Origin of the sequence: Nocardia sp. NRRL S-836, from assembly GCF_001279525.1 — a bacterium.
Classification (GTDB): Bacteria; Actinomycetota; Actinomycetes; order Mycobacteriales; family Pseudonocardiaceae; genus Lentzea.
In genome coordinates, this window is the sequence record NZ_LGDY01000097.1 from 93,948 (window position 1) to 110,075 (window position 16,128).

The 16,128-nt window shown below is 70.6% G+C and carries 1 protein-coding gene (cut by a window edge); it reads right to left on the reverse strand.

Going from position 1 to position 16,128, the window contains the following annotated elements; genetic code table 11:
* Positions 1-15,697 carry the beginning of a hypothetical protein gene (locus tag ADL03_RS18940; RefSeq protein WP_157528938.1) on the reverse strand. 17,030 nt of this gene lie to the left of the window's left edge, so the window shows 15,697 of its 32,727 coding nt (coding positions 1-15,697); its start codon is at positions 15,695-15,697; the stop codon falls past the left edge of the window.
* Positions 15,698-16,128 lie beyond the last annotated feature (431 nt).

The window sequence follows — 16,128 nt, forward strand, 5'->3', positions numbered from 1 at the left end:
CCGTCGCACTGGCGCCCACCGCGACCGAGTTGCTGGCGTCGGTGGAGGCCCCGACGGTGCCGACCGCGGTGAACCCCGGGGTGGCGGGGATGAGGACCAGTGCCAGCGCGGAGTTGGCCTGGGCCGCGCTCGACGCCCCCGAGAGCGTCGCACTGCCGGTGGGACCGTCGAGCCCGACGGACCGCGACGCCGTTCCGCTCTCCGTCGCGCCGTCCCAGAGGTAGCGCGTCCTGGCGTGCAGCTCGTAGTGCCTGCCGCCGACCTCGACGTCCTCCGACCGCCCGTCGCCGAGGAACCCGCCGACACCGGCCTTCAACGCCGTCACGAAGTGCTCGACGCCCTTGCGCTCGCCTTCGGGCAGCAGCGCGTCGATCGCGGCGTCCACCGCCGCGCCGCCCGCGATCTCACCGCGCTGGGTGACGAGCCCCGAGGACCGGTCGCCGGGGAGGTCGAGGCCTCCGGCGGTTGAGGACTCCTCCGCGGACCGCCTGTCGTCACCGGCCGTGGCACTGTCCACTTCGGACCTGTCCAGTGTGACGAGCGGGATGTCCTCGACCGTCCCGGCCTCAGGGCCAGGCAGGAGGGAGGCCACGTCCTCCCGCGTGTCGCTCAGCTCCGGCTCGACCGCGCGGGAGGACTCCAACGCCTCGCTCGCCTCGTGCGTGGCCGGCCCTTCCTTCGGGACGGACGCCCCGGGGCGCGGCGCCACGTCGTGGTGGGACGGGTTCTCACCCTTCGGCAGTCCGAGCCGGATGGGCTGCGGTTGCCCGCCGGGGGCGCTGTGACCGAGGTCGGGGTTTCCGCTTGGCGTCGGCGGTTGCACGGTCCCCGGCCTGCGGTGGGCAAGCGGCGCGAACGCCTTGTTCATCTCGCTGACCGCCTGCGTGGAGTTTCGATCCGCTTCCACCGCGGCCAACTCCCGGCCACCGAGATCTTCGGACGTGAGGGTCACGAAGACGCCGGTGTCAGGGACCGAGCCGGGCGCCACAACGTTCACGGTCACCCTGACCGCGATGGCGCCGGGGTCCACATCGAGGCCGAGCCTGCGGAGCTGCTCGCTCTCCGCTTTCACCTCCGCGTCGAACACCTCTCTGATGGCCTCTGCCCGCGCTTCGGCGACCGCACGGCCCGCGGCGCCGGGAGCCGCCTCGTTCACAACGATGTCCACCTCGGGGAGAACGGCCTGCTTGAGGCCTCTCCACGCGGCCGTGCGGGTCACCCGACGCGCCGTCTCCCGCACGTCCGAGACGTGCGAGGACGACAGGGACGTCTGGCCAGGAGCGAACTGCACGGTGGTGTCATCGATCTCGTCCGCCACGAGGTCGGAGAGCGGTACCTCGGGAACCGGTGGCCGCTGGTCGGGCACGGCCGCGGTGAAACGCCCGTTCTCGACGACGGCGTTGCTCCCGTGGAGTGCCGTCATCATGACCATGTTCGTGGCGCCGAAGACCTGGGGCCGGAGGTTGTGCTCCGACTCCAGTGTCCGCTGGAACAGCTCCGCGACGGTGGGCTGCCCGGTCCCGCTCGGAGAGTTGAGCCAGCATTGCCCCAGCGCGACCGGTGTGTCCGAATCCGGTGCTGCCGCGGCGAAGAGCGCCGTCCCCGCCACCAACCGGGCGCTGAGTTCGCCGCCGAGGCCCACCGGATCGCCGAAGACGAAAGGACGATCGGCCCGGCGACCGAACCAGAAACTCCGCTTGCTGCCGTGTCCCTCGATGAGCCACGGAGAACGGCTGGAGCCTGCCCACGGGGTGAGGTAGGCCTTCATCACGGGGGTGGCGTTCGGTCCGGTCGTGAGTTCGCGGAAGTAGTACTGCAGTTCCACCTCGTTCCTCCGACGCCCGGCGGAGGACATGATGTAGTCGTCTTGCAGGTTGAGCGGGAAGTACTGGCCGTGCTCGCCCAGCCGGTCGCTCACCAGGGCCCGGGAGATGACGTCGGCGGAGGACGGCGATGGCGGCGGAACGGAGATGAACCCGCGACCTTGCAGGAAGATCGTCCCGTCCGGGTACAGCGTGACAACACCGTCGGGCGTGTGTGTCCACCTTTGATACCCACCGGCCGCGAAGGCGCTGGAGAACGCGTCGAGGTCGCCGACGACACCGTTGAGCGAGATCAACGCAACGCTGCGGTCAAGGCTCCCTCCGGTCTCCATGCTCAGCATGCCGCGCAGACGGTCGTCCGCGCGCATCACCTTGGCAATAGTCTCGAGGCCCAGGTCCACGACGGCCTGGTCACCGCGTATCGCCTGAACTCCACGCTTGCCGGAGCTCACGATCAGGAAGGCCGGAAGCTCGTCCTGCCACGGCCCCTGCACGCCGCCCCGAGCATGGCCGTACTGGTAGTCGAGCCACTCCACGGTGCTCGCCGTGGCGTTGTCGGCCCACCGGCGCGCCCGGTCGAACTCGACCTCGTCACCGGGAGCCCTCAGACCGATCGCCACAACGGAGCCGTAGCGGTTGTACAGCACCTCTGTTCTGAGATCTCCCGCGCGCAAGGGGGACACGAGGACGAACTCGGTGGTGGGGTCGTGGGTGAGCGAGTCCTCCGTGATCTCGACCGCACCGTTGGGGGCGTAGACGTCGTTGAAGAAACCCTCCTCGCGCAACGCTCCGGCGAAGTCGAACCCCAACCAGCCGAAGTTCGCCTCGGCGCCGGCGAAACTCGCGAGCAGCACCACGGGGCGGCTCGGATCGGCATCCAGCGCGGCGCGGAACTCCAGGTCGGACAGCCTCATCCGGGCCAGGTCGTCGCCTCCGAGCTCCAGCACCGTCCCGGTCCACGCGGTCAGCCGGGTGAACGTGCCGTCGGGAGAACCCACCGCGACGACCAGCGGTGATTCGGGTGCCCACGGACCCACCGGACCTTCCGCACGGCCCGTCCGCACGGAGTCGACGAAGCCCTGGAGCGTTGCGGACTCCAGGCTCCCCGCCGGGAACCCGGTCACCGGGTCGCCCCCCACACTCACCACGTCAGCGAAGGACGGTGCTCCGCTCTCGACGATCCGGTCGCCGTGGGAGATCGTCAGCGAGCCCGAGGGGTTGAGATCCAGCCAGCCCTCGAAGTCGTGGCTCTGCAAGGGTCCGGCGAGGTCTCGGAGCTTGTTCAGGAACCTCGCGTTCTCCCCGAACGCTGAGCTGTCATAGGTGAACAGCAGCACCTGAGGTCGCACCGGCCCGCCCACCGCCCTGTGGAACAGCGTCGAACCCGCCAGCAAAGGCGCCGCCACCTCCGGGACCGCGGATATGACGGAACCGTCCACCAGGGGCATGACGTACCCGTCGTCGTTGTGTTCACCCATCAGGGTCATCGGACGGACTCGAGCGCCCGCCGTCGCGGGAGCCCACCTCGCGACGTGGACGTGCTCCACCACGTTCCCTGCGGCGTCCTTGGCCTCCTCGAACACCACGCGTTGGGACTGGTCTGTGGACCAGGCGAACGATCTCACCCTGTCGTCGTCCAGAACAGCGGGAGTGGCGAACCCGATTCCCACCAGGCTGCCGTCGCTCCTCTCGAACGGAGTCCAGTTGACATCCTCCGGCCGGACCTCGGAGACAGGCTCGAAATAACCACCATCGCGCACGAAGGTGGCGCCCCACGGGTCCAGCTCGAGCAGATCGGTGGCCCTGCTCACGAGGTGGCGCGCTCCTGCGGCCCACAACGCTTCCGTGAACTCCTCCGCCGCGAACTCGGATGTCGCGCGACGGTTCGGATCGACGCCGACGAGCCGGATCGGTGTGGAGGGGACGACCCAGCGCCGGTAGGCAGCAGAGCTCACGACACGGGACGCGAGGGTGTCCGGCGTGATCAACAGGCCTTGTACGAGGAACCTGTCCCCCGCGAGTGTCGCGTAGACGTAGAAGGGCTTGCGGGCTCGGGCGTTCTCCGGGTGCCCCGCGTGCAGGTGGCCCCACTCCGGCTGGTCCGGCAAGCCGGAGTCGAAGCTCAAGCCTCCTGCCGTGGCGTCGTTCGGAGCGTGCTCGTCGCTCCCGGCCTGGTCCGGCAGGCCCACGACGACGCTGACCTCGGCGGCCGACAGAACGTCCACCAGCACCCTGTCCGGCGCCGGCTGGGAGGGATCTGCCGCCTGGTCGTCCCACAACATGGACGCGATGACGCTCGTCTGATCGGACGGGCCGGCGATCAGGACGACCGGCGCCGCCAGCCCGAGGTCCTGCTGAAGCTTCACAGACGTGGACAACCTGGACTTCAGCACCGCCAGATTCGCCTGCTCCGCGAAATCGGCGAGCTGGTTGGACACCGGATCGACGTGGAAGCGACTGGGCCGTGCCAGCTCCTCCTCGATGACGTCGCGCAGTGCGGGCATGGCCGATGGGCGCATGGGTGGCTGCACCAGCTCGAACCCGGCCGGGATGGATCCCGCATCGCTCGCGGTGTCCGAGCCGGAGTCGTAGTCCTCCGCACCGGGGATCGGCGTCGCGGGCCGCGACAGGAGAGAAACCGAAGCCACGGTGTCGTTCCCGCGCGTAGGAACGTCCAAGCCGCCCGTCGTGCGGACACCGTCCGCGTCGATGGTGTGGAACGTGCCGGAACCCAGTGCCGTGACCGAACCGTCCTCGGCGACCTCGACGCGGCTGTCCGGACCGGTCACCCCGCCGCGGTAACCCCCGTCGCGCAACAACGACGAAAGGCGCCCCAGCCGGCCGTCCACCTCGCAGCTCAGGAACACCAGCTTCGAGGCCTGCCGCCAGGTCTGCCCGCCCGGCAGCCCGGTCGCGGTCAGCAGCCGCATGACACCGGCCTCGTCGAGCCGCACCACCCCGCCGTTCACACCGCGCCACGGCAACGAGAACCCGCCCTCTCCGTGGTGCACCACCACGGAGAACCGGTCACTGCCACCCGCGCCCCTGCGGAACGCCTCCCGGACGATCGCGCCCTCTCCCTGACCGAGGAAGGCGACACCGGCGACCCGGCCGTTCCCGTCCAGCAGTGGCGATGGGTCCATTTCGGACAGGACAGGACCGGTCAGCAGGGCGAGCGGGACAGGGCGGTCCACCGTCCCGGGTGGACTGTCCAGGGTCACGCGCGAGCCCGCGGCGGAGGTGGACGACTCCGGGGTGGACCGCCCGTCCGCCGTCCGCTGCCCGGTGAAGGGCGATCGCGTCACCGCGACGGTGGCCCGCCCGCTGCCGGAGTTGCTCATCGCGGGGAAGGCCGCGCCGACCGCGGTACCCCGCCGGTCGCGGAACAGCTCCCGGATGCTCTCCTGGTTCCCGGTGCTGACGACGTCCGAATCGGGTCGTGCCTCCAGCGCCACCTCGATCCTGACCTCGTGCGGCCCGACACCGTGGTCGCCCTGCGGCCCCCGGATCGTGATCCGGACGTGGCCGACGTCCACGGGCATCCCGCGGTGGGCCATGTCCTGCGCCTCGTCGGCCAGCGCCGCGCGGAACCGGCGCTCGACCTCGGCCACCCGAGCGGACGAGAGCAGCCCACCGGTCTGCGGGTGCACCGGACCGCGGCTCGTTCCCCCGCCCTGGATCGTCACGGCCGGCATCGCCGTGAACCAGTGCTCCTGCGGAAGCCTCAGCTGCCGCCACGCCGCGGCCCGCACCACGGCACGAGCGGTCGTCTCGATGTCGACAACCGAATCGCTGCGGACGTCCGTTCCGCTCGGGTCGAACTTCGCGGTGACCTCGGGAACGTGGTTGGCCGCCAGTTCCCGCAGTTCGACGGGCGGGCGTGCGCGGCCGCCGGAAGCGACGACCTCGACGATGTCGCCGCCGTCCTTCACCTCGTAGTTGTAGCCGTTGCCGACCATCAGCTCCCGGGTGGCCGCGAACACCCTTGGGACCGGTCGGTGCGGCGCGACCGATCGCCACGCCCGCTGGACCGCGTTGGCCACGCTCTCGCCGCCATGACCAGGTTCAGCCCCTGCATGGCACACCTCGAGCACCAGGGCTGGAGTGGTGTTCGGATGCGCCTGCGCGAACAGGTGGTGGCCGCTGAGAACGGCAACCGCCGCTCGCGCGTCCAGGCGGACCTGATCACCCAGCAGGTAGGGCCGATTTCCCGGCAGTGCCCCGTACATGCTCGACGAGGACCCGTGTGCCCCGGCGTACCAGGTCTCGAGCCCGAAGAAGGGACTGAGCTTCGGCACCGAGGTCTTCGTTCCGGTGCCGGACGAGTCCGGGAGCACGCGGCTGGAGAGGTAGAAGTCGCGGTAGCCGGTGCTCGCTCTGCCCGCGTCGTCCACGTCGCAGATCAGATCGAAGTCCGATGACGGGAACATCACACCGTGAGGACCCTGAATGTCGTTCTTCTTGAGGTACGACACGAAGCCGGAGGCCTCGACGGGTGGCGTGGCCACACTGTCGAACCGGGGCACCTCCACGACGACCGAACCGTCGGGCGAGAACCGCGTCCATCCACCGGACCAGTGGATCCTGCGCGCGTAGCCGCCTCCGGCGAGGCCCGTCGCCAACTCGTCCGGCCCCACCACGGGACCGTCGATCGCGGCGAACACGACCGATGGTTCCACCAAGCCCGTGTCGTCGGCAGCCGTCCTTCCCCTGCCGAGGAGGAACCGCAGCCTCAGGTCGTTCCGCAGCACCCTCATCAGGACCTGCGAGGTGACGTCGAGATCGCCCAGTCCTCGCAAGGAGGCGCGGTAGCCGGATGGACCGGTTCGCACGAGGACGAACACCGGCGTGTTGTTGTCGCGCGACCAGGTCGCGTTGACCTCGGTGCCGTCCAGCCGTTTCGGGAACCGCAGCGAGCGCTCCCGCGCAGCTTTGACCCACTCCTCGATCTCGGCGAAGTAGGCCTCGTCACCCTGGGTGCGCACGAGCAGGACCCTGGGGTTGCCCTCCTGGTCCAGCACCGGCGTCACGTCGAGGTCACCGGCTCGCAGCCCCGACACGTCCGTGTACTCGGTTTTCGGGTCATCGATCGTCGTGAGGTCGCCGCCGCCCTGCAACGCGTACACCGCCGGCGGGAACAAGCCGGACTCGTGCAGCCGTGTGACGAGGTCGAAGGCGAAGGTGCCGAAGTCCTGCTCACCGGACAGGTGCGGTTTGACGATCACCAAGGGACGAGGGGGATCGGCCGTCATCGCCGAGTGGAAGCCCGGATCGGACAACAACGCCGTTCCGCCCCAGGCACCGTCCACGTCGACCTGCTCGACACCGGTGAGAGTCGCGCGGGCGCCACCCGCGGCGTCACCGGGAGCGACCACGAAGAACGGCCGTGCGGCGCCCCACGGGCCGGGAACCACGAAACGCCCGTTTTCCACAGCTTCGGAGAACGCCTGCAACATGGCATGCGACCACGGGCCCGTCTGCTCCGCGCCGGGAAGACCGAACACCGAACCGGAGCGGAACACCGACGTCGCGTCGACCGGCACCGGGCGGTGGTCGAAGAGAACGTTCGTCGCCACGACCGCGACGCCGTCCGTCCTGATCCCGATCTCGCCGACGGCGATGTAGGTCTCGAACGTCTTCCCGGTGGCCTTGGAGAGTTCGGCCACCAGTTCAGCGGTGAGGTCGAGGGCCTGTTGCAGGTCGTTCCGGAGGATCCGGTTCAGCAGCACCAGGGCCGGTTGCTCGGGTCCCGTGACCGCGGTGAGGAACTCCGGCCTGTTCACCAGGAACTCGGCGGTCTCCCGCGGGGTCGACCGCAGCGTCCTGCCGTCTGGACCGACCCTGAGGCCGAAGTGCCCCGGATCCGGGTGCGACGACAGTGCCAGGACCAGGGGACGCACCCGCCCCGGTTCGGTGAGCGCTGCCCACGGAAGCGGCAGTTCACGTCCGGCCGCGTCGGGCTGACCCGGAGGAACCACCTCCGAAACCCGTTCCGCGTGCACTGTCCGGATGGTTCCCGGTAGAGGGGTGAACCAGCGTGGTCTGGAGACGTCGAACCCGATCAGAGCGCCGGACGAGTTCGTGATGGGACCGGATACCACGTTCTCGGAGGTGATCGCGTACTGCCTGTCGAACAACAGGTCGGTCGGCTTCACCAGGGCTCTGAGATCGTCCGGGTCGTCCTCCTCGACTCTGCTCCACACCGGCCGCGGCGGCGCGTCCTCCTGCATCACCTCGGAGAACCGCCGGACGAACCCCTCGGCGACTGGGTCGCCGGTCGCACTGTTCGCCAGATCGCTGCCTCGGTTGACCAGGATGACGTGAATGGGCAGGTCCCGATCGAGCGACCTGTAGGTGTCCGATTCGCGCACCACTCGGCCGGCGGTGTCCGCGTCGAGCTCGTCGTCACCGGCGAGAACATGACCGTTCTCGTACTCCAGCAGGACGAACGCCGACGAGGTCGCGGTCCAGTCGCCCTCCCCGAGCCACCCGTGCACGCGCTGCGGCCACCCGTCCGATTCCGACTCGTCGGACACCAGGGCGATCGCTTCGCGTGCATTTTTCGTCGGCTGGTAGGTGACGACGGCCGACGTGGGTGTCGAGGGGCTCCCGGCGGTGCTGGCCGGACCGGCGGGAGGGGCGCCACCGGGCAATCCCTCGCGCTCGCGCTCGTCCAGCCGGGTCCCGGTGTCGTCCGCCAGCTTGGCCGCCAGGTCCGACGGACTCTCCCGGTCGCCCAGCAGACCGCGGAGCTCCTGGTACCTGCGGTAGGCCACCAGCCGGACGATGGCGTCGTGGTCGAGGTTCTCCTGCGCGGGGACCTCGATGAACAACGGCGACCTGCGCACGTGCCGATCCACGATCCGGCGCGCCTCCTGCAGCAGCGCGTCCACGTCGCTTTCCCGCGCCTTGCCCCAGAACTGGTCGACCTCTCCCACCTCGGCGAGGGTCGAGAGCAGCCGCGTGCGCGGATCGGTGTCGTCTTCGGTACCGGTGGGCGGGAAGTGGACGCCGAACTCCGCACCGAGGTCGACCGTCAGCGGAACCGCGTCACGGGGAGTCGTCTCCTCCCGCGCGGAGTCGATCTCGGTCGTGTCGTGGCGCGGCGTGGTCCGCGGCGGCGGCGGGGGCGTGCGCGGCTCGACCGCGTCGACGACGTCAGGCCGCTCGTCAACGACGTCAGGCCGCTCTTCGTCGGCGTCAGGCCGCTCATCAACGACGTCAGGCCGCTCCTCCTCAGCAGCTTCCCGGCGCTCTTGGTCGGCCGCCTCCCGGCGCTGCTCGGCGGCGATCTCGCGGTCGTGCTCGGCCTTGGCGTCCCACCACTCCTGCTTCGCCTTCTCCTCCGCCCGCACGGCCGCGCGTTCCGCCTCGACGGCGGCGGCGTGGGCGGTGGAGACCGCGCCGGACTGCACGATGACGCGCGTGAGCCGCGTTTCCCGGTCGACCAGCCTGCGCAGGCCTGCCTCGGCAGCCGCCCACTCACCGCGTCGCCGCGTCACCTCCGCACGGCTGTGCTTCCTGGACTCGGCGGGTGCGTTCTTCCAGTCCGTGCGCGCCTGCGTGAACTCGTCACGACGCACGCGCACCAGTTCCCGCTGGGCGTCGATGAGGGGCCGGATCTCCTGCCGGTCCACGACCGCGTCGGAGCGCCGCTTGTCGGCGGCGTCCAACGGCGGGGCGGCGGCCTCCACCCTGGCGGACGCGGCGATCCTGGTCCGCTCGGCCTTCAGCCAGGCCTCGGCCTTTTCCGCCAGCTGCTTCGTGGAGTCCACCAGCGGGGCGGGCAGTTCCCTGCCCGTCAGTCGCGAGGCGTCCGCGTCGTACATCCGCACGGCGAACGCGTCGTGCACGCGGCGGTCCTTGTAGACCACCGCTGTCGCATCGCCGTGGCGCGCCTGCGTGCGGGGCCGGGCGACGACACGGGTGTCCACGCTGGTGACCAGGGCTCGGGTGAGCTCCTCGTCCGTCCTGGTCTCCGAGCTCATCGGCTCGGCGGCCTTGCTCTCGTCCGTCCGGGAGAGCTCGCCCTCCTCCGGCTCGGGGCCGAGCGCGGTGTGCGTGGTCCTGGTCGTGGACCCGGCCTTCGCGTCGAAAGGGCTGCGGAACGGCTTCGGCCCGGGCTCGCTGCCCTTCACCGGGTCGGTCGAGGTCGCCTGGCCGGCCGCGCCGAACGGGGCCGTGTGGAGCAGCTCCGCCTCGGTGCCGCTGGTGAGGCTGACCTCGGTCTCCTCCGACTTCGTGCGCTGGGCGTCGATGCGCACGCCCGCGCTCGTGCTCGCGAACCTCGGCATGCCCGACGGCCGGAAGTGGATCTCCACGTCGTGGTCGAGGCCGTCGCGCAGGGAGAGGACGAACCGGCCGTCCAGGGCGGCGTGGAACGCGGCGCGCACGCTCGTGGGCGTGATCGCGGTCCGGAGCACGCGCTGGACCTTCGGAGTGATGTCGACGCCCGCTCCGCGCAGCACGTCCGCCACGTCGCGGCGCAGGACGCGGATGTCGCCGAAGTAGTGCTCCGCCCAGTGGGTGCCGACGTCCGTCATCGGCGGGACGGGCGTGCCGTCCGGCAGCCTCGTCCGCCACGCCGCCATGTCCTCGTCGCTCAGCGGGCCGGTGACGACACCGTTGTCCGCTTCCGCCGAGCCGAGCCGGCCTCCCCGCACCGGTGGGGGGAACGCCTCCTCCGCGAGCTTGGTGACCTCGGCCTCCTCGGTCACCTCGACCGAGCCGTAGTCACGTCCGTGGCGCTGGATCCGCAGCGAGACGTCCAGGCGTCCACTGTGGACGGCGACAGGGCCTTTGACGGTGGCCGACTGGCTGTACTTGGTCCGGTTCTCCGTGGTCTCGTTCAGCTCCGTGCGGCCGAAGATCCCCTCAAGACCAGGACCGGCGCCCACCTGGCCCTCGGTCCGCCGGGTCTTGGTGAACCCGTCCTGCGCGCTGTTCGGGTCGACCGGGTCAGGGTTGCGCAGGGCGGCCACCGCGCGGGACGACGCCACGGCCGTGAACAGGGTCCGCACCCGGCTCTTGACGCCCTGCGCACCGAGCTCCGCGCTCACCCCGGCGACGAGCTTCGTCACGTTCCGCACGCTGCCCGGCGAGGGTTCCTCGGTGAACGACGCGTCCATCGTGAGCTCGAAGGTCTCGCCGTCGAAGCGGTCCTCCAGCCGGATCGGGGCCACCTGCCCGCCGTTGATCAGGCTGTTGACCATGCGGTTGCTGTCCGACAGGAACGTCTTGACGCTCGTGATGTTGGCGTTCTCGGGGTCGAGGGTGGAGTCCGGCAGCAACCTGCGGGCCTTGTCAGGGCCGATGGCGGGGTGGCGCGCCAGCTCGTCGCGCAGGGCGTCGACGTGCTGGCGGAGGTCGATCGACCGGCTGATGCCACCGAGCCCGATCGACTGGCCCTCGGTCCGGCCGGGGCTCAGCGACGGTGGCACGGCGAGCGTCCCGTCCGGACGGGGAGCGGCCGGAGGCGTGCCGGTCGTGAGCTCCGCGAGCTGGTCCGCCGTCACCCAGGCGAGCACGGACCCCGGCAGGGGGACGACCTCACCGGCCCTGGTGAGCGGTTTCGGGGCGGTCAGCCCGAAGGTGAGGTTGCGCTTGTGGACGGCCTCCGCCACGACGGTCGCGTCGACGTCGAGGCGGACCAGGAACATCTTCCTCGGCAGCTCGCCGATCGTGAACTTCTCCGTGGTCTCGACGTGGCCGGAGGCCGACCTGCCGTCGCTGCCGCTGTACGGCGCTCCGACGAGGACGAGAACGCTGCGGGGCTGTGCGTGCGTGCCGGGCTCGCCGCTGTTCACGTTCTTCTCGGTCAGCACCGGAACTCCGACGACGTAACCGCCGAAGGTGTCGACGGGGCCGCCGAGACCGGTGGCCTTCGACGTCCCCTGGAGCTCGCGCACGACCTCCTGGTACTCCTGCGCGGTCACCTGGTTCGCCGACAGGCGGGGTTCGAAGGTGACCCCCCAGGCGCCGAACAGGTCGTGCGCACGGCGGCCGTACAGCTTCTTGGCCGAGTCGATCACCTTGACGTCGCTGAACAGGCGCAGGTCCTGCGAGAGCTTCTCGGTGGCGAGCTCCTCGCTGATCGTCTGCGCGATGACGCCGGTGCGGATGTGCACCACCGGGTCGTGGTCGGACGCGATGCTCATCATCTCCAGCGCGGACTGCTGGAGCTTCTCCGCGCCGTGGAACGACACGATCTCGATGTCGTCGAAGCGGTGCGACATCGGCGGGCGCAGCTTGTGCGGTGCGGGCGGGTCGGGCAACGTGCGCGTGGGAGGGGGCACGACCGGCGCGTCGGGCTCGGCGTCGAACGGGTTGCCCGGTGCCAGCAACGCTTCGGGGACCAGCGTGCGCATCTCGACCGAGATCTCACCGGGCACGTGGGGCATCACCGCGTGCGCGGGCAGCTGGCGGCCACTGCTGCCGGGGATGATCCGGCGGATGGCCTCGCTGTGGCGGCGCTCCGACTCGACCTCGGTGGTGATCGTCAGCGTGGACCTGAACTGGCGGATCCTCCTGTCGCCGATCTCGCCGTCCTCGGTGAGCGAGTCGCCCTTGCGCCGTTCGACCCTGCGCTTCGCCTTCGAGCCCAGGGTCGTCTCCTTCGACCAGGTCCGTGCTCCGCGCACGCCGAACAGGAGAACGCCGAACGTGGTGGTCGAGGGCATCGAGCCGGGGATCAGGCCCATGAACCGCAGCTGGGGGCCACCGCCGAGCTCGACCGTCTTGGAACCACCGCTCTCGATGCCGTCCGTGGCCTTGCCGACGTAGACCTCCGCGAGCTCGTCGGCGGTGAGCGGATCACCCTCCTGGATGTCGCCGACCCGTGCCGTCACGGTCACCGTCGTGCGGTAGTCGTGGAACCAGCCCTTGCGCCGCAACGGGATCCGCAGCCCGCCGTCGCTCAGCCGCCGGGTGAGGCGGGTGATCTCGTTCTCGTCCAGTGCGTCCTTGAGCACCCTGCCGCGCTGGATCGCCTCGACCGCCTTCGCGGTGAGCCGGCCGTCCTCGACGTCGCTGTCGGTGAACTCCCGGATGAACCTGGACCTGCTGACGTACCACTGCCTTTGCAGCGGAACGTGGTGCAGCAGCGGCACGAGCGCCTGTTCGAGCAGCCGGCCGCTGTCGACCTCCTCCACCACACCGAGGATCGCCTTGCCGCGCTCGAACTCCGGTGGCCCGTGCACGGTCCGGTCGGCACCACCGCGGAACTCGTTGTCCTCCGGGCGCGGTTCGACGAGCCCCACCCGTGCCGCGTTGCGCCGGGAGGTCCAGTGGTGGGCGTTGACGTTGCCGTCCAGCTTCCAGGGCTGCTGTCCCTCCTTGCCGACCTGGCGGACCTCGATGTCGTAGACCATCTCGTAGCGGACGGCGTCGCCCGTGATCTGGAGCGCCTGCTTGGCGGCGTTCGAGCTGGTGACCTTCCCCGACGTGGCCTTCTCGATGCTCGCGGTGTTCGTCACGCCACCCGCTGCCATGACACCGGGTACCGGTTCGGCGCCGCCCCCGATGAAGCTGGACACCGCGAGCTTCCGCTTCACCGCGTACTTGCCGGAGTGCTCGTAGTGCGCGTGTGTCCGCTCGGTGACCTTGATCTTGTCCCTGACCTGGTCGACGCGCACCCACCGTGCGACGGCGCGCATCTCCAGCTGCGTCCTGCGCGGACGCCACTCGAACCCGCGCCCGTGCCCCTTGAAGATCGGCGGGGAGGCGACCCACCCCGCTTCCGGGTTGGCCTCGCCGTCGTAGACCGCCATCTCCGGCAGGTGCTCGGCGATGCTGCTCTCGCTGAAGAACTCGTTGACGGCGTCACGACCGGCCGAGCCGACCGCGGTCGCCTTCGGGAAGCCCCGCTCCAGGCGGGCCAGCACCTGGTCGGCGAAGGTGGGCACGCCCTCGCGGTTGACCACGGCCGACTCGGTGGCGACGCCACTCGGCAGGCCGGTCAGCTCCGGCAGGCGGGTGGTCTCGTCAGCCTGCTTCTCCCGCCACACCGGGTCGTCGGCGACGAGCCGGTCGCGGTCGGCCTGGGTGACCGGGGCGATGTCGGCCCTGATGATGTCCGCGATCCTCGACTCGGGCGCGGTCCGCTCGTGGCGCACCGTCCGGCCCGCGTCGTCCTTCGTCGGCAGGTCGGTCGGCACCGTCAGGGTCACCCAGCCCTCGACCTGGACCTCCTGCTCCCCCTCCGGTGACAGCACGCCGCGGCCGTCCTCGTCGAAGAGCCGGAACGACAGGGTGACCGGGACGTCGACCTTCACCGCCGGGGTGCTCTCGACCTTCGTGGACCTGCCCAGCTCCTTGTTCTGCTCGCTGCTCACCTGCTCGACGGGCGCGATGGGGATCGAGGGCATGACCTGGACCACGACGCCGGGCAGGCCGGTGAACTGCACGGGCGGCGAGATGGTGTTCTGCCGCGCGCCGTCCTCCTCGACGGCCGACGACGTCTTGCTCTTCGCCGAGGCGACCGTCTTGCTCTCGGCTTCACCGAGGACCACCACGCGGTCCCAGTGCAACTCGGACTTGATCTTCAGCCCGTAGAACCGGTCGTCACCCTTGACGACGGGACGTTTGCCGTTGTCCTCCAACGTGCCGGCGAACTCGTGCTCGACCGCCTCGGACAGCTCGTGGGTACCGTCCCACCGCTTCACACCGGGTGCGAGATGCCGCACCCGTGCCTCGACGTCGATGCGCGCCCCGTCGTTGTCGCGCAGCACGTCGATCTGGCGTGCGGCACCGAACGCGCGGCTGTCGCGGAGGTACTGCGGGAGGTTGTCGCGCAGCCGTTGCTCCGCCGACGGCTCGGACTCTGCTTCCGGCGTCGACTCGGGCTTGGGCTTGGGTTCCGGCTTGGGCTTGGGCGTTGGCTCCGGCTTGGGCGTGGGTTCGGGCTTGGGCGTGGGCTTGGGGCTGCCGCCCTCCTCCGTGCCGGGCAGGGCGAACCGCACCCGGCGACCACCCGCGCCTCCGGGTTTGTGCTCGGGCCGCGCCTCATCCGTGCCCCGGTACAGCCGCGGTTCCGCCGCGCCCGCGGGCAGGTCCGCCGTGACCCGTCCGCGGGGGACGTCGGCAAGCAGCTCAACCGGCCCGATCACCCGCGACAACACGGACAGGTACCGCGAGGGCACCTCGACCTTCGTGACGGGCCGTCGTTCCCCGTCCGGCCCGGTCCGCTGGTGGCGTCCCATCAGGGTGCCCTCGACCGTCGGCCGGTTAGCGCCACCGGTCTCGTCCACGAGCCCGAACATGTGCCCGACCTCGTGCGCGGAGGCCAGCGGCCCCTGCCCCGGCCACCAGTGCGTCTGGTCCACGTCGTGCGCGGGATCCAGGTGCACCACGTGGTGCACCACCGGCGAGTTCCCGTCGTGCGGAACAACCCGGAACCGCAGCAGGTCCCCGTTGTCCATGCGCAGGTCCGGACCGTTCAGGTACTGGTCCACCCCCGCCTGGGCGTCCCGCACCGCCTCCTGCCGCACGTCCTCGCCGAAGCGGCCTTCGGGATCGATGTCGACGACGACGGTCAATTCCGTCGTCCACACACCGTCCTGCACCGCCCTGCGCACCTCGAACGCCGACCGCTGCACCTCGTCCTGCCCCGGCAGCCCGCGAACCGCCCCTCGCTGATGCGCGGGCGCCTGCTCCAACGCGTCACGCCGGTACTGCTGCACCGGCACGGCCGGGTTCTGCTGCGCCTCGTCCTCCGACCCGAACACGGACTCCACGTCGGAGTCGTCCGTCCGCGCGTCGTCGAAGACGGACCCGGTGTCGGTCTCGACGTCGGTGTCGCGGTCGGTGTCTGTGTCGGTCTCGACGGCGAACTCGCTGTCGGAGCCGAGGCGGGAGTCGTGGTCGGACACGGACACGGACTCCACCTCGGCCGCGCGCGGCACCGGTGTGTGCGAGTCGGGCGGCGTGTGCGAGTCGGGCGATGTGTGCGAGTCGGGCGATGCGTGGGAGTCCGGCGATGCGTGGGAGCCGATCGGGGCGTGCGAGCCGAGCGACGGGGCCTGTTCCGGTTGAGGGACCTCCGTCCGCGAACTCTGGAACTCCGTTGCCCCGCGGTCCGCTCCGAGCTCGCTCGGTGCCTCGACCACCGGGACCACGTCCGGCCTGGGCGACACGTGCTGGGCCGCAGGCACCTCGACCGGCGAGGACACGGGCGGTCCAACGACGTCGTCCCGACCAGGCCGCCCCGGAGACTGCGGCGCTTGAGACTGCGGCGCTTGAGACTGCGGCGCTTGAGACTGCGGCGCTTGAGACTGCGGCGCTTGAGACTGCGGCGCTTGAGACTGCG